The following is a 24638-nucleotide window of genomic DNA, read 5'->3' as shown; positions in this document are numbered from 1 at the left end:
AAAACTTGGATGAAAAAATTAATTTTTCATCCAAGTTTTTTTAGTGTGATTTAATAGGCTGATTGATAGAAATACTCCCAGCCCTCTTGTATTCCTGATGCAAAGGAATCCTTGGCAAAATAAACATTTGGCAGATAGCGATATCGTTTAATTTCGTTCTGGCAGTTACCTACAATGACTGCAGGTAATCCTAAACGAAGCATATCGATATCATTTCCTGAATCTCCGGCAACCAATATTCGGAATTGTTCTGGTGCGTATTTTTGAAGAGCGTATTTTAAGGCTTCCCCTTTATTAGTATGTGAGGGTAAAATATCAACATCTTTGTTTGAGCTATACATTAAATAGAAGGCTAAGCAATATAGCTTTAACATTTCTTCTACTTCCTTTACATAGCCTGGATCATTCTCAATGGTGAAGGATAGACGATAATCATTTGGTAATGGCTGACGTTCAAGATATTTGTATTGCTTGGTTACGTTTAATATTAGCTCGGGATTCCAATCAGCAGATGTAATCAGGCGCCACTGTTCATCCTCTTCTAGATCAGGGCCAATATAGATTGAAGCTCCTACATCACAGATCAAAATACTAGGTCTAGGTAGCTGGTGTTCTTCTATAAGCTTCACCGCCGAATCATAGTGTCTACCAGTGATATAGATTAAAGAAATAGGGATTTTTTGTGTTTTAAAGTAGTACCAAAGCTGGTCTAATTTTTCTTTATGACCGACTAATGTATTATCAAGGTCGGTTGCTAATATTGCACTACCTAACAGTTTCATATAATGTCACCTCATAAAGATGTTTGATTTTTTTTGCGATAAGCTGCCATTTGAATTCACGCTGTGCAAACTTGCGCGCATTATTTTTTAACTCTTTAACAATCTGCGGCTTAGTTAATAGTAAATGCATTGATTCTGCAAGCTTTGGTATACTGCCTTTTGTTACATGCAACCCTGTTTTACCTGGGATGACAATGTCCTTCAGACCGCCTACTTTTGAAGCGATGACCGGACAGCCACATGCTTGTGCTTCGGCTGCCACCATACCAAAGGATTCGTAATAAGAAGGTACTACAGTTGCTATAGCATTTTTAAATAGTAGTGCAAGCTCCTGTTCATTTTGTGGACCTAAAAATTTGATGTGATCTTCTAGTCCTTTGATGGCTTGTCTCATTTTTGGATCCTTTGGATAATGATTTTTTACATCTACATTAGATGTGGTGCCACCTGCTATAAGCAGCTTGATGTCTTTTGAGATTTTCTTTTTCTCCACTAATTCGCGGAATGATTGAATTAGTACGAAGATGCCTTTTGCTTCCTCTAAACGTCCGACAAATAAAAAATAATTCCCGAAATCAAAAGGCTTATCATATAAGTGATGGTAGGTTTCTGCAACACCTATTGGAACTACATGAATTGTTGAAGGTGATGTGACCGTATCAAGAATTAATTGCTTTTCATTTGGAGTTGTAGCGATAATTTGATCTACCTCTGACAAAATTTTATCTTCATAGTAAAGACGTCTTTTATCCTGGACACCAGTTCCTAATTCCTTTGCAATTCCTAAGGAGTGGTTTGTGTGGAACCACGGTAAATGGAAATCCTTTTTAATCTGTAGACCAAGCACACCCGATAACCAATAGTGTGTGTGAACAAGTTCGTATTCTGATAAATCGATTATACTTTTCATTTCATTATAAAAATTAGGAAGCAGATTGAATAATTCGTTCTTGTCGACGAAACCTTTTTTTCCTGCTTCTAAACGGATAACTCGACTTGCCTTGCCGAAAGGTTCTATTTGGGGAGCGTCTTCTAAGCACCAATGTGTAACCACATCTACTGCATAGCCAATTTTTTCTAAGGATAATGCCAATTGGCGAACATAGTTATTTTGACCACCAGCTTGTTTACTTCCTAGTGGAGCTAAGGGATCTCCATGATCCGAGATAAATAGTACTTTTCTTTGAGTCATACTTATACCTCCATTTGTTTGTATATGCTTTTAATATCACTTCGCTGCTTGAGCGCTCTTATTTTTAGCCATCCTTTTCTAACTTAGCTAGAGAAGGAGAGATGTAGATTTTCTTCCCTTCAATTTTTTGGTTAAAACATTTTCTTTGAATAAAATGTCGAAATTTACAAAAAGAATATTATTTAGGTCTTGGTTTAAAAATATTGTTGCTATTTTTTTATAATCATGGTTAAATAAGTTGTTGTTAAATATCAGTTAAATTTCTAAAAAAGGTGTAAGCCTATTTAAAGTGTTGACTTTAAAGGGAATAGATGTTAACATTGATATGGTTATGAATACAGATATAGTTAAAAGTAGAGGCTGCCCGCTTCTCACCTGAATGACGCTATAGCAGTTAACAGGTATTGACACGTTGAATTATTTGCGCTGACTAATGAGCGTATGAATATATAGCGGGCGGACATCTTCTGAAATGTCCGTCCTTTTTTTATGGACATACTTAGGAAGTGTACCGTTCAACCGGGCATATTTGCTCTTAACTCATGTATTCCCGACACAAACCTGGAGGTGGATTCGTATTAGCAAAGACATGTATGTAAACGAAGGCATTCGCGCGCGTGAACTTCGTCTAATCGATCATAATGGTGATCAGCTAGGAGTTAAATCTCGTAACGAAGCGTTAGAAATCGCCGCTCGTGTAAACTTGGATCTTGTCCTTGTGGCCCCTCAAGCTAAGCCACCAGTCGCTCGTATTATGGACTATGGTAAGTTTAAGTTTGAACAGCAAAAGAAAGACCGTGAAGTTCGTAAAAATCAAAAAATCATCAATATCAAGGAAGTTCGTTTAAGTCCAACAATTGATGAACATGATTTCCAAACGAAATTACGTAACGCTATCAAATTCTTAGAGAAGGGCGACAAAGTAAAATGTTCTTTACGTTTTAAAGGTCGTGCCATTACTCATAAGGAAATTGGTCAACGCGTTTTAGATCGCTTTGCTGAAGCTTGTGCTGAAGTTGCAACGGTTGAACAAAAACCGAAAATGGAAGGCAGAAGCATGTTCTTAGTTCTTCAACCAAAGAACGAGAAATAGTAATACCCACGAATAGTTTAGGAGGAAATTCGAAATGCCAAAAATGAAAACTCACCGTGGCGCTGCGAAGCGTTTCAAAAAAACGGGCAAAGGAAAATTAAAATTTGACCGTGCTTACGGAAGCCACTTATTCGCTAACAAATCTACAAAAGCAAAACGTCACCTACGTAAAGCAAAAGTTGCTTCATCTGGTGATTTCAAACGTATTAGATCTTTATTAACTTACATGAAATAATCTTTCTTCTAAGAAGATATATCCCTTCGTGGATTTTATGTAATAATTGAACGTATTTTTATATTAAACATTCGGAAGAATCAGCAGGAGGTAATTAGTATGCCACGCGTAAAAGGCGGAACAGTAACGCGCAAGCGTCGTAAAAAGGTTTTAAAATTAGCAAAAGGTTATTATGGTTCTAAACATACTTTATACAAAGTTGCTAACCAAGCAGTAATGAAATCAGGTCAATATGCATACCGTGACCGTCGTCAAAAGAAACGTGATTTCCGTAAATTATGGATCACTCGTATCAATGCAGCTGCACGTTTAAACGGTCTTTCTTACAGCCGTTTAATGCACGGTTTAAAAGTAGCTGGAATCGAAGTTAACCGTAAAATGTTAGCTGACCTAGCTGTAACTGATAGCGCAGCATTTGCACAATTAGCAGATGCAGCTAAAAAAGCTGTAGCGAAATAATTAAATTTGCTCCGCAAATTTAATTATTTCTGCACCGAAAGCTTTGCGGCAGGTGCAAAATTATTTCTGCACCGAAAGCTTTGCGGCAGGTGCAAAATTATTTCTGTGGCGAAAGCGGCAGGTGCGGAAATAACATCACATTTACATATTCAGGTGTAAAGTGAACATATAAAAGGCTGGTAGGACATTAAAGTGTACCCTTTGTAAAGGACATTTTGAAAAAGAGCCTAGGCAACTTGTTGAAGCTGCTGTCTGTATTTTGCAGGCGGCAGCTTTTTTAAATTCCATTGCCCACGATAATGATTGTAATAGGTCATGTAACTTTTGATTTCACGTTTTACTTCTTCAAGCGTTTCACAATTGCTAAAGTTTGTTTCATCTTTTAAATGCCCAAAGAATGATTCTTGAGGCGCATTATCCCAACAGTTTCCTCGCCGTGACATAGACTGACCTAAACCCATTTTCTTCACCAATGCCTGGTAAATCGGGCTTGTATAATGGAAACCCTGATCGGAATGGATAAAGGCATCTTCTGCTAAATGCGAATGTTTTTTTAATTTCTTCAACGTATTCAGAGCGATGTCCAAGTGTAAAGAAGATGACACTTCATAAGCTAGAATTTCGTTCGTTTCAGCGTCCTTAATCGTTGATAAATATGCACGTTTGCCGTTTCGATATGGCAAATATGTGATGTCTGTCAATAACACTTTACCCACTATACCTTGTTTAAATTTGCGTTTTAATTCGTTCGCATAAATGCGGTGTTCTTTCGTCGCTTTGACCATTCTTCGATAAGGATTTGCCTTGCGAATTGGACAGATGATGTTAAATTTCTTCATAATGCGGCGAATCCGCTTTAAGTTATAGGTGATGCTATATTGGCTTTGAAGCGTCATTTTAATTTGGCGTGCTCCCTTTTTACGTCCTCGGAAATGATACGCCTTTAAAATGATGTCTTTCACCACTTCATCTGCTTCATCTTGTTTGGCGCGATTTTGCGCTGATTTTTCATCAAAATGATGATAGAACCCTGAACGAGACACACCCATTACCTTACATAGATAGCTCACCATACGCTTTAGTTTATACTTTTGAAGCGTCTGGTGGATTAATTCAAATTTTAGTTTCGTTTCGATTGTAATTTCTTCTTCAACATCTGCCTTTCGAGTAGATCGAGCTTTTTTAGTAGTTCATTTTCTGCACGTAATAACTGGTTTTTCGCTTCTAAACGGGCGATTTTTTCTTCTGGGGTTAATTTCCGTTCAGAAGGTCGGCCGGAATTCATTTTACGAGTATCTTGTAAACCTACAATGCCAGAATTACGATAGGCTGCACGCCAGCGTTTCCCCGCTGTTTTAATACGATCCATTCCAATTAAGTCCACACTTAAGCCAGCTTCCTCGAAGATATCTCTAGGTAGCTTCCCCTGTTCATTTTCTGCAATAAAATGACGTTTGAATTCGTCGGTATAGGTAATCGCTTTCTCGCTGACTGACTTTACATAAGGGTTTCTTTTTAGCAGTTCTTGTTCTTTTTTCGTTAATAATCTTTTCGTCATTCTAATTCCGCTCCAACATCTTTTTTCTCATTATAAACAAAAGTACCCTACAAGAAGGACTTTTTTTAAAGTGTCCATCTTATAGGGTACATTTTACATCCTATCAGCCTTTTTATTTAAGAATATAATCTTAAGCTGGAAAAAACTTTAATTGAATCGTTTTTTCTATTGTAGAAAGAAGGCATTTTCTATGGAATTTGCATTTTTAGCCTATATAGTAGTGATGTCAATTGTCCTTTGTATTTTTATGTACATTGACAAATCTCGAGCCAGAAATCACGAATGGCGTATTTCAGAAAAATCCTTATTTACATTGGCAATCCTTGGTGGCGCATGTGGTGGCGTAATAGGAATGTACTTATTCCGCCACAAAACGAAGCACAACTCCTTTTCATTTGGATTTCCTATCATTGCAGCCATTCAAATCTTTATTGTCGTGAGAATCTTTACTATATTCTAGATTGATATAAAATGCCGATCAAGCTAAAATGATCGGCATTTTTTATTTGAGAGACAAAAAGAAAAGATGAAACGCATTGCGGCGTGTAATCAGTAATGTGAACTGCTTCATAAAAGGAATGAAAGCCACTTTTAAAGAATTTAACTAAAAAAGTGGCATTCATAATGGTGATGAAAGCCATTTTTAAAAAATTTAACTAAAAAAATGGCATTCATAAAGGAGATGAAAACCACTTTTAAAGAATCAAACAAAAAAAGTGGCATTCATAAGAGTGATGAAAGCCACTTCACCAGGAACTATCTCCAATTTTGGCTTTCATAGAAATATTGATGCGCTTTATTTCAGTTAATACAGTTAGAGCACGATACATAAATATACCTCATATCGTTCTATTCCGTTATAAAGAGAAAACTCCTCAAATTCCAATTAACCAAAGCCTAATACCCGATCAACAACTCTAATTCATCTCACTACAAATCTCACCACTCCAAAAATTTCCGAATATTCAACTATTGAAAAACCCCAAAACAACGTCTATAATTAGTTATTAATTACTATTTAAAAGCGTTTGAGAAGGAAAAGTAAGTAAGAGGTAGTTTTAAAGAGAGCTTCTGCTGGTGGAAATGAGGCAAACGAAACTTATTGAAAATGACCCTTCGAAGCTTCGTACTGAAACCATGGGGAGTAGGCTACGACGAGAAAGGCACTCGTTACAACAGCGGCAGTATGAACACGTACTGATAGAGGCAAATGGTGTGAGCTGTTTGTAAATTTAGGTGGTACCACGAGAGCACTCGTCCTAATCGTTTTTCGATTAGGGCGTTTTTTTGTGGTCATTTTTTGTTAGTAAAACATTAAAAAGGAGAGAGTGTTAATGACAATTTTAGTAGGTGGGGCATGGCCGTATGCAAATGGTTCATTACATTTAGGGCATATTGCTGCATTATTACCTGGGGATATTTTAGCGAGATATTATCGTCAAAAGGGGGAAAAGGTTTTATATGTTTCTGGCAGTGACTGTAATGGAACCCCCATTTCGATTCGAGCTAACCAAGAAAATACAACGATTAAAGCAATAGCGGACAAATATCATGAGGAATTCGAGCAAGTGTTTAACAAGCTTGGATTTTCTTATGATTTATATACACGAACTGATTCAGCCCATCACCACAAATCTGTTCAGAAAATCTTTTTAAACTTATTAGAGAATGGCTATTTATATAAGAAGAAAATCGAGCAAGCATATTGTGAGCACGATAGACAATTTCTACCTGATCGCTTTGTAGAAGGAGTTTGTCCAAGCTGTGGAGCGAAAGCAAGAGGGGATCAGTGCGATAGCTGCTCGAAGATTTTAGATCCGCTCGATTTAATCGATAAACGATGCAAAATTTGTGGAATAGAACCAGTCATTAAAGAAACGGAGCATTTTTATTTTTCCTTTAGTGCTTTTCAAAAAAAGCTTGAAGCCTATACTGCAAAAGCCGAACAAGAAAAGCTTTGGCGAGAAAATGCTATTAATCTTACAAAGAGGTATTTAGCAGAAGGTTTGCCAGATCGAGCAGTAACTAGAGATTTACCGAATGGTGTTGATGTGCCGGTTGAAGGATTTGAGGGGAAGAAGATTTATGTGTGGATTGAGGCAGTAGCGGGCTACTTGACGGCAAGTATGGAATGGGCAAAACTGAATCAAGTGAATCTAGGGGATTGGTGGAACGAAAAAACAATCTCATACTATATCCATGGGAAGGATAATATTCCATTCCATACGGTTATCTGGCCAGCAATTCTTTTAGGAATTAACAATCCTGCATTGCCAACTCATATTATTTCAAATGAGTATTTAACCTTGGAAAAACGAAAGTTATCAACTAGTCAAAACTGGGCTGTATGGCTCCCTGAAATCTTACAGAAATACGATCCGGATTCAATTCGCTATTTTTTAACGGTAAATGCACCTGAAAATCGAGATACTGATTTTTCTTGGAGAGAGTTTATCTATAGCCATAATAGTGAGTTGCTCGGCGCATTTGGAAACTTTGTAAATCGAACACTGAAGTTTATTGAAAAATCCTTTGATGGAGAAATTCCTCAAGCAAAAGTAGATGAAAAAATAAAAGAGAAAACAAAGGAGTTATATATTAAAGTTGGAGAATTAATAGAAACGGGACATTTCAAACTACCGTTGGAAACAGTGTTTGACTATGTCCGTACAGCAAATCGATACTTTGATGAACGAAAGCCATGGATTCAGGTGAAGGAAGAGATGGAGCAATGTAAAGAGACGCTAGCAACTTGTGTTTTTATCATTCAAAATCTTGCTCGAGTATTACAGCCGTTCTTGCCATTTGCTGCAGCTAGAATAACTGAAATGCTTGCTTTAAATGAAGCTAGATGGATTGTTCAAACTGAATTGCCATACAAAATACAGAAAATTGAACCTCTATTTGAACGTTTAGATCTTAAACTAATTGAAGAGGAGGTTGAAAAATTAAAAGAAAATTCAGCTGTGAAATAATATTTTTCTTTCGCAAAAAAGGAAGGATTGTCGAGGATGCATAGATGGAGGCATGTTAGACAATCCTTATTTTCGGAAGATATGCTACCAACAAAAAAGGTGCAAATTCAACTTTTATTCGTTGAATCTTTCATTAACTGTTCAATCGGATTTTTCCAGTTAATATTAGCCTTTGGATAGCTCATCTGAATTTCCTTTTCTAAATAGTAGAAATCATCCTTCGTAAGCCCTTGAAGCTTCATAGTATCGTGTACCCAAACGAAAATCGATACAACTTCAAACGCATTTTCAGTAGTTCCTAGATATTTCTCACCCTCAAAAAGAGCACCTTTATAAGAAATGAAAAAATTTTTACGAACATTTTTTACGTCGTCATAGAAATAATATTCGCCTTTTTCAAAAGCTTCATCGAGCTTACGCTTAGGGTCAGTAAGGTAACGAACGCCTTTGTAAAATATGTAAACGACTAATACGATAATAAGCAAACGGAATAGTAGAAGAGCCAAGACAAGTTCCCCCTTGTAAAAACGTTGTAAGTTCCTTTACGATTAAGAAGGACAATAGGTTTCATTTTTATTTAGAAATTGAGGGATTTTTTTATGAAATTTAACGAATTATTTGTAATGCAAAGAGAATTAGATACTTTTATTGAAAATACGCAGAATATTAAGCGCGATGTTTTTAAAGAAAAAGGACTTGCTTTAATGATTGAGCTAGCAGAACTGGCAAATGAAACAAGATGCTTTAAATTTTGGAGTACAAAAGGTCCTTCAGAGCGTGAAGTTATTTTGGAGGAATTCGTGGATTCTATTCACTTTCTATTATCTCTTGGAAATGCTAAGGGATTGTCACTGGAAAATTGGCCAGAGGTAAAGGTGAAAGAGGATTTAACGACTTGGTTTTTACGTACACAGGAGGTTATTTTAGCATTTATTCAAAATCCTACTAGGGATAGTTATCAAGATGTATGGCAATATTATGGGGTATTGGCTTTCAATTTAGACTTTTCTTTAGAAGACATTATTCAAGCTTATTTAGCCAAAAATGAAAAAAACTATGAGCGTCAAAGAAATGGTTATTAGAACCTTCGTAAAACTTTCACTTAGTAAAAAGGGAAATGTATTTCAATAACCGAAATAAAAGAGGTATAATTAGGAAGAGTCATTTTAGGAGGGCAAACAATGGTGCAATTAGATGATACATTAAAAATGTTAAAAGAATTAACTGATGCAAACGGTATTCCAGGTAATGAAAGAGCTCCTCGTGCAGTAATGCGCAAATATATTGAGCCATTTGCTGACGAGATTGAACAAGATAATTTAGGAAGCTTAATTGCTAAAAAAGTTGGGGATGAAAACGGTCCGAAAATCATGATTGCTGGTCACTTGGACGAAATTGGTTTCATGGTCACTCAAGTAGATGATAAGGGGTTCATCAAATTCCAAACAGTTGGTGGCTGGTGGAGTCATGTAATGCTTTCACAGCGTGTGACAATCACAACTCGTTCAGGTGAGGAAATCATTGGGGTAATCGGTTCAAAGCCACCTCATATCTTACCGGCAGAACAACGCAAAAAAGTAATGGACTTAAAAGAATTATTCATCGATATCGGGGCGAGCTCAAAAGAAGAAGTTGCGGAATGGGGTATTCGCCCAGGCGATATGATTACGCCTTACTTTGAATTTAATGTAATGAAAAATGAAAAATTGCTTTTAGCTAAAGCGTGGGATAACCGCATTGGCTGTGCGATTGCAATTGATGTTTTAAAGGCATTAAAGGATACAAAGCATCCGAACGTTGTATATGGTGTAGGGAATGTTCAGGAAGAGGTAGGTCTTCGAGGTGCCAAAACTGCAACATTTAAAATTCAACCGGATATCGGTTTTGCAGTTGATGTTGGTGTAGCTGGTGACACACCAGGCATTACTCCTAAGGAATCGACTTCTAAAATCGGTGATGGCCCGCAAATTATAATTTTTGATGCTTCTATGGTAGGACACAAAGGACTTCGTGACTTTGTTGTAGATGTCGCGGAAGAAAACAACATCCCATATCAATTCGATTCAACACCTGGTGGGGGAACGGATGCAGGATCTATCCACTTAACAGCAAACGGTGTACCTGCAATGGCAATCGGTATCGCAACTCGTTATATTCACTCTCATGCAGCTATTTTACACCGTGATGATTACGAAAACACAGTAAAACTAATCGTTGAACTTGTTAAAAAGTTAGACCGTGATACTGTGAATAAAATTATTTTTGATTAATATTTAAAACTAGGGAGCAGAATTTATTCTGTTCCTTTTTTTTGTTTGTCTTTGTGACTAAATTCTAAGGACTTGCATATGTTTAATAGTGGTGAATGCGATGATGTGAATTTTTATAAGTGATAATGAGTATTTTATTTATTTTATGAATAATATATCTGTTTATCTGTATAAATAATGAATTGTAAAAAGTTAGATAAATTATAAAAATACACTTGATTTAATAAATATACATATGTATAATGAACTCATCATCAATCGGAAGTTTGGGGGCAAAAGCTATGAAATTATTAGAAGAGGTTCAGCTTAAGTTAGTGTCAAGCCTTAAAGGGAAGGACTTATTGACATTATTGGACTACTCAAGCGAGGAAGTTCAAGATTTAATCTACTTAAGTTCACAACTTAAAAAGATTACAAAGGCAGGCAAATGCCCGAGATTACTAGAGGGTAAAACATTAGGGATGATATTTGAAAAGCATTCAACACGTACACGTATTTCCTTTGAGGTTGGCATGAACCAGCTAGGCGGAAAAGCGATGTTTATGCATTCTCGTGATATGCAAATTGGCCGTGGTGAACCTATTTCAGATACAGGGCATGTTTTATCAGGCTACCTTGACGCAGTTATGATACGTGCAAATTCTCATGAAATGGTGAAGGAATTAGCAGACCATGCTTCAATCCCGGTTATTAACGGGTTAACAGATCTATATCATCCTTGTCAGGCATTAGCTGATTTAGAGACGATTGCTGAAAATAAAGGGGAACTAAAAGGGTTGAAGATTGCCTATGTGGGAGACGGCAATAATGTTGCACATTCACTAGTAGTTGCGGCTGCACATGTAGGAATAGACATTGTGGTAGCAACTCCAGTTGGTTATGAGCCTGATGCAGAAATTATTGCAAAGGCGCAAAAGATTGCCAAAGAAAATGGCAGCCTAGTTACAGTGACAACTGATCCAATAGCTACTGTTAAAAATGCAGATGCGATTTATGCAGATGTCTGGACTAGTATGGGGCAAGAAGAGGAAACTGCAAAGCGCTTGGTGGACTTCAAGGACTATCAAATTAACGATGCACTAGTTGCCCATGCAAAGCCTGATTACATGTTCTTGCACTGCTTACCAGCACACCGCGAAGAAGAAGTAGCAACCTCAGTAATCGACGGACCAAATTCATACATCTTCGAGCAAGCGGAAAATAGACTCCATGCGCAAAAGGCAGTACTGGCATCAATTTTAGCTTAATTGTTTTAAAAGGGTAAAAATTATACGGGTGGTATATTTTTACTTGAGGAATATAAAAGAAATCTGTCTATGGGGGACTCGCTGTAGAGATTTCGGGCGATGCAAACGTTCAAGATGGAGCGGTGCATCGCTACATAGTAAAGGCAACCTGGGAGACGCTGGGTTGCTTTTTTTATTGGAAATAGATAAAAGAAAAAACAGCTCTTAAAAGGATCGATACTTTAAGATGCTGTCTGTGAAAACACTGCTATTCATTTGTTAGGAGAACTTCGCCGTCAATTCCTAATAAGTGCTGGATTCTTCCAGATATATCCTCTGTCGTTGTATCTAACGCAAGGGCAAGTTCTGAGAATAAAATACTTTGCATGGAGATTAAAAGCTTACGATCTTGTTCTGGGAATTTCTTATCATTATTTTCTAGCTCATTTTTTTTCACAAGTAATGTATTAATTACTTTTGCAAGTTCTTTACGATCACCTTTTTTAGCAATTAACGAATAGCCTTGTGTACGTTGATTGCCTTTATCGATCCATTCGACACCTGGTTGTGTAAATAAATTCAGAATTTCTTCTGCTTCTTCTTTGGCCATAAGCGTTGAGATTGTTTTATTATCAACAGGAGTACTGATTTCTAATTTTTCATTATTAAGTGGGTGTAGTACATAATAGGTTTTCGTTACACCTGAAAAGGTTTTTTCACTGATGCCGTCAATTTGGCATAATCCATGAGAAGAATAAATGATTGTATCGCCAATATTATACATTATTTCGCCCCCAAGTACGTATTGTCAACTAGGTTGACTTATTTTATTATAGGTTATTTGATGAAAAATGTCAACTTAGTTGACAAACGCTGAGTCATTGAGTATATTAATCTCGAAATAGCAAAGCAAGGGAATGATAAACGTGGAACAATTTGACTTATTTGACCTTATAAGTGAGCGACACGGTACAATACGAAGAATATTAGAAGAAAAATGGAATGAAATGAGCGATATTTCCATTTCAAATTCAGAATGGTACATCATGTCAAAGGTAAACAACCATCAGCCAACAATATCGATGATTGCTAAAAACGTACAAATATCCCGACAAGCAGCCCATAAAGTCATAAAGAAATTAGAAGCTAAGGGATTAGTCGAGTTGGTTCCAGGGAGTAATAATCGTGATAAATGTATTCAGTTAACTGACCTTGGACAAATTTGTATTGATAAATACATTGTCTTAAAAAAGGATATAGAAAAGAAAATATCGGAAAATGTTGAAATTCAACAATTAAAAGCAATATTGAAAAGTGATTGGGGAATATAAAGGTAGAAGGCTGCCAAGACACGAAGTTAGAAGCTTGTCAGCCTTACAATTCTTTAATTTTGAAATGCTTGAGAAAGTTTTTCAGTAAATTGCTGTTGTTCATCTGGTGTAGAAGAATTCCACCATTTTTCTAAAAACACGCCTAGACCAGGTAATAAATGCTCGTCTCCACGGGAAATGGCATCCTCTACAGTATCGCGGAATTCTGTAGCACTATCACCTGTAACATTTGATGCAATGGCTTGTCTAATTTGAAAATTCATTACAATCGCCTCCTTAATGACTAGTCTGCGTTACAATGTCGAAACTATACATCGTAATTAAAGAGAAACGTTGAGAGTTTTGTTAATCCTTACTAATACTATAAAGAAGTATAAAAAAAGCAACTCCTGTAGTGAGTTGCTTTTTTTATATTTAAGCTAATGCAAGCATTCGATCAAGGGATAGTATGGCTTCCTTTGTTACCTCTGGTGCTACCTTAATAATATTTCCTTGAGCGCCTTCTTCAATCATCTCTAATGCCCATAATAGGTGCGGTAAATCGATGCGGTTCATCGTTAAGCATGGACACATATTTTCGTTCAATGAAATGATATGCTTATCTGGATTTTCGGCAATAATTCGTTTAACTAAATTCATTTCTGTTCCAATTGCAAAGCTTGAACCAGCAGGAGCCGCATTTATCGTGTCTACGATATATTTTGTTGAACCATTCAAATCTGATACTTCTACCACCTCACGACAGCATTCAGGGTGGACGATGATAGTCATCTCAGGATATTTTTTACGTACTTCGTTTATGTTTGATAGAGTAAAGCCTTGATGTACAGAACAGTGACCTTTCCACAGAATGACCTTAATATCTTCTAGATTTCCTTCATACTCCAGCCCGCCATTTACTGGATTCCAAACAGCCATTTGCTCTAATGGAATATCTAGTTCGTATGCCGTATTACGACCAAGATGCTGGTCAGGTAAAAAGAATAAACGCTCTTTCTGAGTAAATGCCCATTTTACCATATTCTTTGCGTTCGATGAAGTAACACAAGCACCACCATTTCTGCCAGTGAAGGCTTTGATAGCAGCTGTTGAGTTTACATAAGTTAAAGGAATCATTGTATCACCAAAAAGCTTTTGTAGCTCTATCCATGCTTCTTCCGTTTGGTAGATATCCGCCATGTCGGCCATCGAACAGCCTGCACGCATATCTGGTAGGTAAACGGTTTGTTCATCTGTTGTAATCATATCTGCAGTTTCTGCCATGAAATGTACACCGCAGAAAACAATATGCTCTGCTTTTTTATTTGCTGCCGCTACTTGAGCAAGCTGCAATGAATCACCAACACTATCAGCAAATTGAATGACTTCATCCTTTTGATAATGATGACCAGGAATGAATAATTTATCACCCAGGGCTTCTTTAATTTTGCGAACACGTTGTTCCATTTCTGATCGAGTCATCGTACGATATTTTTCTGGCAGCATATTGCTCGCAAGTAAACTAGTGATGCTCATAAACCATTTCTCCCTTCAGTTGAACTAATGCACTAATATCCAATGCTTTTACAGAGTGGGTAAGGGCGCCTAAGGAAATATACTCGACACCACTTTCTGCATAAGCTCTTAAATTATCAAAAGTAATTCCACCTGAAGCCTCGGTAATGATATGGGCAGGTACAAGGGGAAGCCAGTTACGGATTTCCTCAGGGCTTCGATTATCGAACATAATAATATCTGCACCAGCCTCAATTGCTTCTATTAGCTGATCTTTTGTTTCGATTTCAACCTCGATTTTAACGGTATGTCCGATTTTAGATTTAGCAGTATTTACAGCCTTAGAAATACTCCCTGCAAAAGCAATGTGATTATCCTTTAACATAATACAGTCATAAAGACCGCTTCTGTGATTGTAGGCGCCACCTGTGCGAACAGCATATTTATCTAGCATTCTTAGACCCGGAATTGTTTTACGAGTATCACAGATTTTCGCATTTGTCCCCTCTATTAAAGCCATTGCTTTAGAAGCGTTCGTTGCAATACTACTCATTCGTTGAACTAAATTTAAAATAACTCGCTCTCCAGATAATAAGCTTTGCAATGGCCCTTCAATAACGGCAAGCTCGTCACCTGCTTCAATTGTTTCTCCATCCTTTTTCAATAGTGATATTTGTAGTGAAGGATCTAAAAGGCTGAAGCCGATATGAATAATTTCTGCTCCGCAAAAAATGCCTGTTTCCTTTGCGTAAAAAGTAAAAGAGCCTTTGTCTGATGATGAAAACAAAAGCTCGCTAGATAAATCTCCATCACCAATATCCTCATTGAAAAATTGCTTTAACATCGTTTGCAGTTTGATTTTGTTCATATAGTCCATCCCTCACATTCATTTTTCCCTTTTCAAAAACTACCCATTTATTTTGCCAATCCTGGCATTTAGAAGGGAAGTCTGTACGAATATGTGCTCCACGAGATTCTTTACGCAAAAGAGCAGCATTCACGATTAAAGAGGCTGTAATATGCATAAAAGCAAGCTCGATTTGCTGCTTCGTACATCCACTAAAATCAAAAAATTCCACTTGATTATATGTCGGTAAAAGCTTTTGTAATTTGGTCAAATCTTTAATGCTCCGTATAACTCCAGCCTTATCTAACATTTCGTTTTGCAGGGTTTCTTTCGCTAGAAGAGTTAACCTCTCATCACTAGCTAAAGAAGGGGGTTCCTGAAAGTTCCATTGTTTTGTTCCATTTAATAAGAGTTTTTCAGCCATGAGCTTTCCAAAGGTAATTCCTTCTAGCAAGGAATTACTTGCTAAACGGTTAGCGCCATGGACGCCCGTACACGCAACTTCTCCTACAGCAAGTAATCTAGGGATACTGGTCCGTCCATATCGGTCCGCTACGACTCCTCCCATTAAAAAGTGACTACCTGGTGCAATTGGGATACGTTCTTGTGAAATAGAAACCCCATTTTCTTGACAAATTTGTGTAATAGTAGGGAATTTCCTTTCAAAATCAGCAATACCGGATATGTCGAGGTAGACTTCATTGCCTTTTGCGCGTTCTTTATACATTTCATAAGCTGTTACATGACGAGGTGCTAGATCACCAAGGGGGTGTTTACCCTCCATTAGCCTGTTTCCATTTTCATCAACAAAATATCCGCCAGCACCGCGTACTGCCTCTGAGACAAGCCCTTTTGCAGTACCATTTATATAGAGTAAGCTCGGGTGAAATTGTACAAATTCCATATCCGTAATTTGTGCACCTGCAAGATAAGCTAGGGCAATTCCATCCCCGACACTATCCGGACAATTAGAGGTGCAAGCATAAACACTACCAGCACCACCAGTAGCAAGGATGACGTAGGAAGCATAATAGATTGAATCACCTGAATGGTTCTTTGTTTTGACACCTATACATTCACCTGAAGTATTTAAAAGTAGTTCATATGCAATCTCATGCTCATGGACTTCTACGTTTTGAGGGAGTTCCTTTATTAAATGCTCAATCAATACTTTTCCTGTAGCATCTCCACCAGAATGAAGGATCCTTGGTTTACTATGTGCACCCTCGAGTCCTAGTGAAATATCTCCTTGAACAGTTCGATCGACAGGGAAGTCCTGATTGATAAGCTGTTGAACCGCATCTTTTCCTACTTTAACTAACTGTTCTACATGTGCTTCTACATGATGATACTCGCCTGCATGAAGTGTATCTTGTATATGGAGAGATGTATGATCTTCCTGACTTATTACTGCAGCAATTCCACCTTGAGCTCTATAGGAGCTACTATTTCTAATGTTGGATTTCGTAATAAGGTGGATACTAAAACGTTTTGATAATACACGAGCAGCCTGAAGTGCGGCAATTCCACTACCGATAATGACGATGTCAGTTTCGATTTTCATAGATTCCCCTTCTTTACAGTTGTCTTGACACCTATCTTTACATAAAATGAAATGGAAAACAAGTATTGAAATAATGTCAGTTTCATAGAGATTTAAAGGCGAGCGCTATTCATTTTAGGATTAAATTTAAAGGAGATACCAACATGATATATCTTGACTATGCTGCAACAACACCGATGACAGATGCAGCTATCGCAGCTTACGCAGAAGCAGCAAAGGCAGTGTATGGAAATACATCTAGCCTACATGATGCAGGAGGAAGCGCGAGTTTTTTATTAGAAAACGCTAGAACAAGAGTTGCAAAAAAACTAGGTGTCAATCGTGACGGCATTATTTTTACTGGAAGTGGGACTGAAGGGAATCTTCTAGCGATATTATCTCTAGCTCGAGTTGGTGAACGAAGGCATGTAATTATCTCGGCAGCTGAGCATACAAGTGTTCATGCTGCCATGAATACACTTGAACGAGAAGGTTATTTGATTACAAAGATCCCTCTTGATGAGAATGGATTAGTCGATATAGAAATACTCCAAAACTCAATTCGTGAGGATACGGTGTTAATTTCGATTCAGCATGTTAATTCAGAAATTGGCACCATTCAGCCAGTGGAACAGATCGCAAAAATTGCACGACAAAATAATATTTTATTTCATGTCGATTGTGTTCAATCCTTCTGCAAATTGCCGATTAAGCAATTCGCGAAGGATGTTGATGCCATAACTGTATCTGCCCATAAAATCGGAGGTCCAAAAGGCTGCGGGGTAATTTATATGAACCCTCGTAAAAGAACTGTCCCAGTTTTCCCTGGTGTAACACATGAAAGAGGATTACGCGGGGGGACAGTGGATCTGCCTGCAATAGTCGCGATGGTAACAGCGATGGAGCAATTTACTTATGAATTAGAGAAATTTAAGCTGTACCGAAATCGTTTAAAAGAGATTTTAAATGATACGGGCTGTATTTTTATCGAGGCTGAGGATGAACAGCAGCTTCCAAGCATTTGTGGTCTCTGCATTAATGGTGTAGAAGGACAAATGGTAATGCTTAAGTTAAACGAAGCAGGCATAGGTATTTCTACAGGAAGTGCCTGTGATATCAATAGCAGCTCTGGAACAAAAGCGATTTTAGCAATGGGGAATAGTCTATCAAAGGCACGCCAGTTTTTCCGAGTATCTTTTGGAGATGGAACAACGGAGGAGCATATTGAAAAGCTTGGAGAAAGTTTAAGGATTATTGGTGAAGAACTCTGCCTTTAAACAACAATATTTTCTTTGATATAGAACATTTTTTACACTGACCGACTTTTCATGTAAAATTAGGCAATAGAACGAAAAGGAAAAGGCGGTAAACGTACTATTATGAAACGAATTGAATCACCACAAAATGCTTTAGTGAAGCATTGGAAAAAGCTTGTGACGACAAGAAAAGAACGTGAAAAATCAGGAGAGTTTATCGTAGAGGGCTTTCATTTAGTGGAAGAGGCTTTGAAAAATAAAGAACAAATCGTTCAAATTATCGTACGTGATGGTGTAGACCTACCATTGCTTTGGGATATCGATAATTTAGAAATGGTTGAAATAACCGGGCCGATTGCAGTTGAGCTTGCAGAAACAGAAACCTCGCAGGGAGTTTTTGCACACTGCAAACAATTAGAAGTGGATGAAGCGGCTATGGGAAGCTGGAGAAAGCTTTTACTTGTAGATGCAGTACAAGATCCAGGAAATATCGGTACAATGATTCGTACTGCTGATGCTGCTGGTATTGATGCGGTTGTATTAGGTAAAGGTAGTGCAGATGCGTATAATCCAAAAACTTTGCGTTCAGCCCAAGGGTCTCACTTCCATATCCCGATTATTCGTGGAGATTTAGCTGATTGGATAGAAGACCTGCAAGATCGTGAAGTGAAGGTATATGGAACTGCATTACAAGAGGCAGTTGTCTATACAGAAGTAGAAACTTCAGGCAGCTTTGCTTTAATCGTAGGAAATGAAGGCAGCGGTATTCACCCTCAGCTATTAGCTAAAACAGATCAGAATGTTATCATCCCGATTTTAGGACAGGCTGAATCTTTAAATGTTGCAGTAGCTACAGGGATTTTGCTATACCAATTTGTAAAATAAAATCGATAGCACCGGTTCACATGTCGTTGTGGGTCGGTGTTTTTATGTTGGTGTACAATGTCTACATATAGCTTTTTAGAGTAATTGTATCAGAACATTTCCTTCGGTAGACGTTTGACTAATCAAAATCTTTTTTTTAGAATAGGCTAAAGCTAATTCTGATAGCAAGTTTAAAATCATTTCGAATGACCTATCCTAGAGCAAGGAAAAAGATTAATTACTAATTCTTTGGCAATACTTGAAACGTTTTCCGTTTTACCGTAAAATAATGAAGACTAAAAAGAATAACAATCCAAATGCGTTAGTAGCGGGAAGAGTAAATAGTGAAGTGACTATCAAGGGAGCATAAGCCATAGACTGAAAGCTTATGTATGGTCATCAGTATTGAAGTTCACCCCGCAAGCAGCTTCCGGGAGCAAGTCTTTGCAAAAGGAAAGCCGGCCAATCGAGTCGTTAAGTCAATGAAGTGATTGCATGTTTTACGAGTGCAATAACTAGGGTGGTACCGCGAATCTAGTCCTCGTCCCTTTTTTAGGGGCGAGGTTTTTTGTGTTTTTTTAAGGAAAAAGCAAGGCGGGATATCAGTAGTAAATGTGTTGTTGAATGAGAGTGTAGTGTGAGCGAATTCGCACATGATGAGTCGCGCCGCACGTAAAGCGACCAAACTCGCACGTATCTCAACTGCTCGCAACCACCATAAAACCAAAGCAAATTTTATTTTTATAAGGAGGGTACTCAAGTGGAACAACAATTAAAGCAATTAGAACAAGAAGCATTAGCGAAGCTACAAGCTGCTTCTAACTTAAAAGAGTTAAATGAAGTTCGTGTTGCGTATTTAGGGAAAAAAGGTCCGATTACGGATTTATTAAAAGGAATGGGGAAATTATCTCCAGAAGAACGTCCGAAGATGGGTGCTCTAGTTAACGCAGTGCGCGAAAATGTTACAGCTCAATTGGAAGAAAAAGTGACTGTATTAGAAGAGCAAGCAATCCAGGAGCAATTAGAAAAGGAATCAATCGATGTTACTTTGCCTGGTCGTAAGGTACGCCAAGGTAATCGTCATCCTTTAACAAGAGTTATCGAAGAAATTGAAGATTTATTCGTTTCAATGGGCTATGAAATTGCTGAAGGTCCTGAGGTTGAAAAGGATTACTACAACTTCGAAGCTTTAAACCTACCAAAAGGTCACCCTGCTCGTGATATGCAGGATACATTCTATATCACAGAAGAAACACTTTTACGTACACACACTTCTCCAGTTCAGGCTCGTACAATGGAGAAGAAAAAAGGTGAGCCGATTCGCATTATTTGCCCTGGTAAAGTATTCCGCCGTGATAATGACGATGCAACTCATTCACACCAATTCATGCAAATTGAAGGTCTAGTAATTGGCGAAAATATTCGCATGAGTGATTTAAAAGGAACACTGGATGCTTTAGCTAAGAAAATGTTTGGTGATGATCGTGAAATACGTTTACGTCCAAGTTTCTTCCCATTCACAGAGCCTTCTGTAGAGATGGATATTTCTTGCTTTAAGTGTGGAGGGAAAGGCTGTAACGTATGTAAGCATACTGGCTGGATTGAGATTTTAGGTGCAGGTATGGTACATCCAAATGTATTAGAAATGGCTGGCTATGACTCGAAAAAGGTTTCAGGCTTTGCATTTGGTATTGGTGCAGAACGTATCGCAATGTTGAAGTACGGAGTAGATGATATTCGTCATTTCTATACAAATGATAGTCGTTTCTTATCACAATTCCATAGAACAGAAGGGTAAGGGGGTACAACTATGTTAGTTTCGTTAAATTGGTTAAAACAATATGTTGATATAGATGGTATTGCAGCAGAAGAATTAGCTGAAAAAATTACGCGCTCAGGTATTGAAGTGGACGCCGTAATCGATCGTGCTAAAGGCATGACAAATGTTGTGGTAGGGTATGTCGTTTCAAAAGAAAAACATCCCGATGCAGATAAGTTAAATGTGTGCCAGGTAGAAGTTGGTGAAGGGGATATCCGCCAAATTATTTGTGGGGCTCCGAATGTCGATGCAGGTCAAAAAGTTATCGTAGCCTTACCCGGCGCACGTCTTCCAGGTGGCGTTAAGATTAAAAAAGCAAAAATGCGCGGGCAAGAATCAAACGGTATGATTTGTGCACTGCAAGAGCTAGGTGTAGAAGGCCGCGTTGTACCAAAAGCATATGCAGATGGGATTTACGTTTTACCAGAAGATGCAGTACCAGGCAGTGATGCACTAGAGTTAATCGGTCTTCGTGATACTGTATTGGAGCTTGGACTAACACCAAACCGTTCTGATGCATTATCTATGCTTGGTGTAGCTTATGAAGTAGCTGCAATTTTATCTCAAGAAGTGAAATTACCTGAAATCTCATATCATACGGTTTCGGAAAAAGCTGAAGATTACATTAAAGTTCGCGTGGAAGCGAAAGAAAATCCTTTATATGCAGCGAAGGTTGTTAAAAATGTAAAAATCGCCGAATCACCACTTTGGCTACAGCATTATTTAATGGCTGCGGGTGTTCGCCCACATAATAACGTAGTTGATATTACGAACTATATTTTAATGGAGTATGGTCAGCCTCTTCACGCTTTCGACTACGATTCATTGAAATCAAATGAAATCCTTGTTCGCTTAGCAAATGAAGGTGAAAAAATTGTCACTTTAGATGAGCAAGAACGTACTTTAAAAGCACATAACCTAGTTATTACAAATGGTGAAGTACCTGTAGCAATTGCCGGTGTGATGGGTGGAGCAAACTCTGAAGTAACGAGTGAAACAACAACAGTAGTTATTGAAGCAGCTTACTTTGAAGGCTACTCTGTTCGCCGTACTTCTAAAGAATTAGGCTTGCGTTCTGATTCTTCTGCTCGCTTTGAAAAAGGGGTAGATCCAAACCGAGTACTTTTAGCTGGAGAACGCGCTGCACAGCTTTTAGCAGAAATTGCTGGTGGAGAGGTTCTAGAAGGCACTGTTTTAGTTGATGACCTAGACAAATCACCTGCACGTGTTGTTGTTTCTCCAGACTTTATCAACAATCGTCTAGGTATGAAAATTTCTTTAGAAGATATGCTATCTATTTTAAATCGACTGCAATTTGATGTAGAAGCGGCAAATGGTTTATTGATCATCGATGCACCTACTCGTCGTCAGGATATTAAAATCGAAGAAGATATCGTGGAAGAAATTGCTCGTTTGTATGGTTATGATGAAATCCCGATGACTTTACCAGAAGGTAATGATCAAATTGGCGGTTTAACACCATACCAAGCAAAACGCAGAGTTGCACGAAATGTTATGGAGGGGGCTGGTCTATACCAGGCAGTTACTTATTCATTAACATCTGATGAGCTTGCTCAAAAATTCGCACTTAAAGCAGAAGATACAACTAGATTATTAATGCCTATGAGTGAAGAACGTTCAACATTGCGTCAAAGCTTGATCCCACATTTAGTAGATGCAGCAAGCTATAACGTAGCTCGTAAAGCAGATTCAGTTGCATTATATGAAATTGGTTCTGTGTTCCTTGGAAAAACTGCAGAAGAACTTCCATATGAAGAAGAGCATCTTGCATTAGTGGTTTCGGGGAAATGGGTTGATAATGCATGGCAAGGCGAAAAGCTAGCGGTTGATTTCTTTGTAGCAAAAGGAATCGTTGAGAGCTTATTCGAAAAACTTGGCTTAACAGAACGCCTATCTTTCGAAAAGACGGCGGTAGATGGATTACACCCTGGTCAAACAGCCGCTATCCTGCTTGATGGAGAAAAAGTAGGGATTATCGGTGGTTTACATCCTGCTGAGCGTAAAAAGTACGATTTAAAAGATACATTTGTAGCGGAAATTAACTTAAATGCGATTCTTACAGCAGAGGTTAAGGAATTAGTTTACACATCTGTTCCACGCTTCCCAGCTATGACACGTGACATTGCTTTAGAGCTCGAGCGTTCAAAGCCAGCTGGTGAAATTATCGAGATTATCCGTAATGCTGGAACAAAATTATTAAAAGAAGTAAAGGTATTTGATGTGTATGAAGGAGATAAAATGGAAGCTGGTAAAAAATCCGTTGCCTTCTCATTAACATACTTTGACCCAGAACGTACATTAACTGATGATGAAGTGGTGAGTGCACACAATAAAGTGTTAAAAGCTTTAACTGAGGCTGGAGCAGAGCTTCGATAAGCTCGTTCATAAAAAAAAAGGAAGAGTTGCGCGGGAATTTACTCCGCCAACTCTTCTTTTTTCGTGTCAGGCTTTATGAGCCCAATGATAGCAGCAATGACCCCAACAATAGCATGAATCAATGCAAAGGTATAAAAATTAAAATAAATCGTATATGTATATTCGTTTAACTTTGGAAGAGTGAGGGTGCCTCCAGTGTTAACCCCGTCCAATGTAACTAAAATATCATTTTTATAATCCATTGTTAAATATACCAGGACAGCAAGCATTAAAAATCCGACAACAATTGATAGCGCCTTCATCAGGCGATCAGCAGTGCTTCTTGTCAAAGTTAGAATGTACCTAAAGGTTATAAAGATACTAAGCAATAAAAACGGCAGTACAAAAATAATGCCAATAAAGCCTAAGCTTCCATTGCTCAAAGTCTCCTCGGGTTGGATGGTAAAGAAATGACCTATTATTAAAAAGCCAAGGAGTGAAAGGCCTAGACTTATTAGCCAGCTTAAACGAATCAAAAATATCATCCTCTCTAATCAATACTATACATGTCCTTCCATTTTGTTTCAAATTAGTTTAGGAGGGTTAGAGAATTTAATATCTAAATCGAATCATATATAATGAATAAAGTAGAAATATTGAACAAAGGGGATATGGAGATGCTTACAAAAGAAGAGACGGTTTTAGTTTTAATTGATATTCAAGGAAGATTGGCAGAAATTGTTCATGATAGCGAGTTTGTAATTTCTAATATAGCGAAGGTAACTGAAGGAGTACAAATATTAGGATGTCCTGTATTATGGCTGGAACAATATCCAAAGGGACTTGGACCAACTGTCGACAAAATTGCACAGGCGTTACCAAACCAAAAGCCGATTGAAAAAATAACGTTCAGTGCTTATGATACACCTGAATTTGTTGAACAGCTTGAAGCAACAAATCGCAAAAAAGTTTTGCTTGCGGGAATCGAGACACATATTTGTGTCTATCAAACTGCCGCCCACCTTATACAGAATGGCTATGAAGTTGAAGTGTTAGCAGATTGTATATCCTCCCGTACGGCAAAAAGCCATGAAATTGGCCTTCAAAAAATGCTGCAGCTTGGTGTGAAGGTAACAACTGTTGAAATGGCACTATTTGAAATGCTCCAAATCGCAAAAGGGGACCAATTTAAAGCAATTAGTAAGCTAGTAAAATAAAATAAAATAATATAGATTTAGTTTAGCCATACACAGCTTGTATTTCCAACGAGTGGTGTATGGTTTTTAATTTCTACATGATGGGTAGAGAGCATAGGTAT

24 protein-coding genes and 2 other annotated features are annotated in these 24638 nt (G+C 37.8%); of the genes, 14 read left to right on the top strand and 10 right to left on the bottom strand.

What is annotated here, in order from left to right; genetic code table 11:
* Positions 1–50: 50 nt before the first annotated feature.
* Positions 51–782: an HAD-IIB family hydrolase gene (locus LG296_RS13310; protein WP_107934210.1), complete on the bottom strand. Its 732-nt coding sequence runs from the start codon at positions 780–782 to the stop codon at positions 51–53.
* Positions 766–1974 (bottom strand): glycosyltransferase, encoded by a 1209-nt coding sequence (locus LG296_RS13305; RefSeq protein ID WP_107934208.1) that lies wholly within the window; start codon positions 1972–1974, stop codon positions 766–768. Before LG296_RS13305 ends, LG296_RS13310 begins: the two co-directional genes overlap by 17 nt.
* 345 nt (positions 1975–2319) lie before the next feature.
* Positions 2320–2468, top strand: a sequence feature (ribosomal protein L20 leader region).
* A gap of 95 nt (positions 2469–2563) precedes the next feature.
* Between LG296_RS13305 and infC the strand changes: the two genes are divergently transcribed.
* The 3 genes from infC to rplT all read left to right on the top strand — a co-directional run bounded on the left by infC (position 2564) and on the right by rplT (position 3761).
* Positions 2564–3067 carry a translation initiation factor IF-3 gene (infC, locus tag LG296_RS13300; protein ID WP_107934207.1) on the top strand — a complete coding sequence of 168 codons (504 nt, stop codon included), beginning with the start codon at positions 2564–2566 and terminating at the stop codon, positions 3065–3067.
* 34 nt (positions 3068–3101) lie between these two features.
* Entirely contained in the window at positions 3102–3302 is a 201-nt protein-coding gene (gene rpmI / locus LG296_RS13295) for a 50S ribosomal protein L35 (RefSeq protein ID WP_107934205.1), read from the top strand.
* 99 nt (positions 3303–3401) lie between these two features.
* Positions 3402–3761, top strand: a complete 360-nt coding sequence (gene rplT / locus LG296_RS13290; RefSeq protein WP_107934203.1) for a 50S ribosomal protein L20 — start codon at positions 3402–3404, stop codon at positions 3759–3761.
* Positions 3762–3988: 227 nt separating this feature from the next.
* On the opposite strand, the gene LG296_RS13285 is transcribed toward rplT, so the two are convergent.
* Positions 3989–5319 (bottom strand): IS3 family transposase gene (locus LG296_RS13285; RefSeq protein WP_235867716.1). Its coding sequence is split into 2 segments (ribosomal slippage): positions 3989–4938 and positions 4938–5319, totalling 1332 coding nucleotides; the frame shifts between segments, so codons are not numbered across the junction.
* Positions 5320–5509: 190 nt separating this feature from the next.
* Here LG296_RS13285 and LG296_RS13280 point away from each other — a divergent pair.
* Together LG296_RS13280 and metG are read left to right on the top strand one after the other, a co-directional pair.
* The gene (locus LG296_RS13280; protein WP_404427053.1) at positions 5510–5779 is read left to right on the top strand and encodes a DUF1294 domain-containing protein; all 270 of its coding nucleotides are present in this window, start codon (positions 5510–5512) and stop codon (positions 5777–5779) included.
* Between the two features lie 558 nt (positions 5780–6337).
* Positions 6338–6584, top strand: a binding site (T-box leader).
* A 69-nt stretch (positions 6585–6653) separates the two neighbouring features.
* Positions 6654–8294: a methionine--tRNA ligase gene (gene metG / locus LG296_RS13275; RefSeq protein WP_107934199.1), complete on the top strand. Its 1641-nt coding sequence runs from the start codon at positions 6654–6656 to the stop codon at positions 8292–8294.
* Between the two features lie 107 nt (positions 8295–8401).
* Here metG and LG296_RS13270 read toward each other — a convergent pair whose 3' ends face one another.
* A complete protein-coding gene (locus LG296_RS13270) occupies positions 8402–8800 on the bottom strand; it encodes a sigma-w pathway protein ysdB (RefSeq protein ID WP_107934197.1) in 399 nt (132 codons plus the stop codon).
* Between the two features lie 93 nt (positions 8801–8893).
* Here LG296_RS13270 and LG296_RS13265 point away from each other — a divergent pair, with 93 nt between their 5' ends.
* The 3 genes from LG296_RS13265 (at position 8894) to argF (ending at position 11811) form a co-directional block, all read left to right on the top strand.
* Entirely contained in the window at positions 8894–9376 is a 483-nt protein-coding gene (locus LG296_RS13265) for a dUTP diphosphatase (RefSeq protein ID WP_107934195.1), read from the top strand.
* Between the two features lie 99 nt (positions 9377–9475).
* Entirely contained in the window at positions 9476–10564 is a 1089-nt protein-coding gene (locus LG296_RS13260; protein WP_107934193.1) for a M42 family metallopeptidase, read from the top strand.
* Positions 10565–10845: 281 nt separating this feature from the next.
* Complete coding sequence (gene argF / locus LG296_RS13255; RefSeq protein WP_404427052.1) at positions 10846–11811, top strand: ornithine carbamoyltransferase; 966 nt, start codon at positions 10846–10848, stop codon at positions 11809–11811.
* Positions 11812–12058: 247 nt separating this feature from the next.
* Here the strand turns inward: argF and LG296_RS13250 are convergent, their stop codons facing one another.
* The gene (locus LG296_RS13250; protein ID WP_107934189.1) at positions 12059–12574 is read right to left on the bottom strand and encodes a CarD family transcriptional regulator; all 516 of its coding nucleotides are present in this window, start codon (positions 12572–12574) and stop codon (positions 12059–12061) included.
* 133 nt (positions 12575–12707) lie between these two features.
* Here LG296_RS13250 and LG296_RS13245 point away from each other — a divergent pair, with 133 nt between their 5' ends.
* A complete protein-coding gene (locus LG296_RS13245) occupies positions 12708–13121 on the top strand; it encodes a MarR family winged helix-turn-helix transcriptional regulator (protein WP_107934187.1) in 414 nt (137 codons plus the stop codon).
* Positions 13122–13174: 53 nt separating this feature from the next.
* Here LG296_RS13245 and sspI read toward each other — a convergent pair whose 3' ends face one another.
* The 4 genes from sspI to nadB form a co-directional block, all read right to left on the bottom strand.
* Positions 13175–13384, bottom strand: coding sequence for a small acid-soluble spore protein SspI (sspI, locus tag LG296_RS13240; protein WP_107934183.1), 210 nt, complete (start codon positions 13382–13384; stop codon positions 13175–13177).
* A 151-nt stretch (positions 13385–13535) separates the two neighbouring features.
* The gene (gene nadA, locus LG296_RS13235; protein WP_404427051.1) at positions 13536–14636 is read right to left on the bottom strand and encodes a quinolinate synthase NadA; all 1101 of its coding nucleotides are present in this window, start codon (positions 14634–14636) and stop codon (positions 13536–13538) included.
* Positions 14623–15483, bottom strand: coding sequence for a carboxylating nicotinate-nucleotide diphosphorylase (nadC, locus tag LG296_RS13230; protein ID WP_107934179.1), 861 nt, complete (start codon positions 15481–15483; stop codon positions 14623–14625). The genes nadA and nadC overlap by 14 nt, the downstream gene beginning before the upstream one ends.
* A complete protein-coding gene (gene nadB, locus LG296_RS13225) occupies positions 15437–17026 on the bottom strand; it encodes an L-aspartate oxidase (RefSeq protein ID WP_404427050.1) in 1590 nt (529 codons plus the stop codon). The genes nadC and nadB overlap by 47 nt, the downstream gene beginning before the upstream one ends.
* 143 nt (positions 17027–17169) lie before the next feature.
* Between nadB and LG296_RS13220 the strand changes: the two genes are divergently transcribed.
* The 4 genes from LG296_RS13220 to pheT all read left to right on the top strand — a co-directional run bounded on the left by LG296_RS13220 (position 17170) and on the right by pheT (position 23341).
* Entirely contained in the window at positions 17170–18282 is a 1113-nt protein-coding gene (locus LG296_RS13220; RefSeq protein WP_107934175.1) for an IscS subfamily cysteine desulfurase, read from the top strand.
* 102 nt (positions 18283–18384) lie between these two features.
* Positions 18385–19146 carry an RNA methyltransferase gene (locus LG296_RS13215; RefSeq protein ID WP_107934173.1) on the top strand — a complete coding sequence of 254 codons (762 nt, stop codon included), beginning with the start codon at positions 18385–18387 and terminating at the stop codon, positions 19144–19146.
* 739 nt (positions 19147–19885) lie between these two features.
* Entirely contained in the window at positions 19886–20923 is a 1038-nt protein-coding gene (pheS, locus tag LG296_RS13210; protein ID WP_107934171.1) for a phenylalanine--tRNA ligase subunit alpha, read from the top strand.
* A 12-nt stretch (positions 20924–20935) separates the two neighbouring features.
* Positions 20936–23341, top strand: a complete 2406-nt coding sequence (pheT, locus tag LG296_RS13205; RefSeq protein WP_107934169.1) for a phenylalanine--tRNA ligase subunit beta — start codon at positions 20936–20938, stop codon at positions 23339–23341.
* A 38-nt stretch (positions 23342–23379) separates the two neighbouring features.
* Here the strand turns inward: pheT and LG296_RS13200 are convergent, their stop codons facing one another.
* Positions 23380–23865, bottom strand: a complete 486-nt coding sequence (locus LG296_RS13200; RefSeq protein WP_146223184.1) for a nucleoside-diphosphate sugar epimerase — start codon at positions 23863–23865, stop codon at positions 23380–23382.
* Positions 23866–23958: 93 nt separating this feature from the next.
* On the opposite strand from LG296_RS13200, the gene LG296_RS13195 reads away from it, so the two are divergent.
* Entirely contained in the window at positions 23959–24537 is a 579-nt protein-coding gene (locus LG296_RS13195; protein ID WP_235867538.1) for a hydrolase, read from the top strand.
* Positions 24538–24638 lie beyond the last annotated feature (101 nt).

Origin of the sequence: Ureibacillus chungkukjangi (assembly GCF_044795995.1) — a bacterium.
Taxonomy (GTDB): Bacteria; Bacillota; Bacilli; order Bacillales_A; family Planococcaceae; genus Ureibacillus; species Ureibacillus chungkukjangi.
This window is presented reverse-complemented; position numbering and strand designations above follow the sequence as displayed.

Coding starts and splice junctions, on each gene's coding strand:
- LG296_RS13260 (WP_107934193.1), top strand. CDS start 9,476: ATGGTGCAATTAGATGATACATTAAAAATGTTAAAAGAATTAACTGAT.
- nadA (WP_404427051.1), bottom strand. CDS start 14,636: ATGAGCATCACTAGTTTACTTGCGAGCAATATGCTGCCAGAAAAATAT.
- LG296_RS13250 (WP_107934189.1), bottom strand. CDS start 12,574: ATGTATAATATTGGCGATACAATCATTTATTCTTCTCATGGATTATGC.
- rplT (WP_107934203.1), top strand. CDS start 3,402: ATGCCACGCGTAAAAGGCGGAACAGTAACGCGCAAGCGTCGTAAAAAG.
- nadB (WP_404427050.1), bottom strand. CDS start 17,026: ATGAAAATCGAAACTGACATCGTCATTATCGGTAGTGGAATTGCCGCA.
- LG296_RS13245 (WP_107934187.1), top strand. CDS start 12,708: ATGATAAACGTGGAACAATTTGACTTATTTGACCTTATAAGTGAGCGA.
- LG296_RS13200 (WP_146223184.1), bottom strand. CDS start 23,865: ATGATATTTTTGATTCGTTTAAGCTGGCTAATAAGTCTAGGCCTTTCA.
- LG296_RS13195 (WP_235867538.1), top strand. CDS start 23,959: ATGAATAAAGTAGAAATATTGAACAAAGGGGATATGGAGATGCTTACA.
- LG296_RS13215 (WP_107934173.1), top strand. CDS start 18,385: ATGAAACGAATTGAATCACCACAAAATGCTTTAGTGAAGCATTGGAAA.
- rpmI (WP_107934205.1), top strand. CDS start 3,102: ATGCCAAAAATGAAAACTCACCGTGGCGCTGCGAAGCGTTTCAAAAAA.
- argF (WP_404427052.1), top strand. CDS start 10,846: ATGAAATTATTAGAAGAGGTTCAGCTTAAGTTAGTGTCAAGCCTTAAA.
- infC (WP_107934207.1), top strand. CDS start 2,564: ATGTATGTAAACGAAGGCATTCGCGCGCGTGAACTTCGTCTAATCGAT.
- sspI (WP_107934183.1), bottom strand. CDS start 13,384: ATGAATTTTCAAATTAGACAAGCCATTGCATCAAATGTTACAGGTGAT.
- pheT (WP_107934169.1), top strand. CDS start 20,936: ATGTTAGTTTCGTTAAATTGGTTAAAACAATATGTTGATATAGATGGT.
- nadC (WP_107934179.1), bottom strand. CDS start 15,483: ATGAACAAAATCAAACTGCAAACGATGTTAAAGCAATTTTTCAATGAG.
- LG296_RS13305 (WP_107934208.1), bottom strand. CDS start 1,974: ATGACTCAAAGAAAAGTACTATTTATCTCGGATCATGGAGATCCCTTA.
- LG296_RS13310 (WP_107934210.1), bottom strand. CDS start 782: ATGAAACTGTTAGGTAGTGCAATATTAGCAACCGACCTTGATAATACA.
- metG (WP_107934199.1), top strand. CDS start 6,654: ATGACAATTTTAGTAGGTGGGGCATGGCCGTATGCAAATGGTTCATTA.
- LG296_RS13280 (WP_404427053.1), top strand. CDS start 5,510: ATGGAATTTGCATTTTTAGCCTATATAGTAGTGATGTCAATTGTCCTT.
- LG296_RS13265 (WP_107934195.1), top strand. CDS start 8,894: ATGAAATTTAACGAATTATTTGTAATGCAAAGAGAATTAGATACTTTT.
- LG296_RS13220 (WP_107934175.1), top strand. CDS start 17,170: ATGATATATCTTGACTATGCTGCAACAACACCGATGACAGATGCAGCT.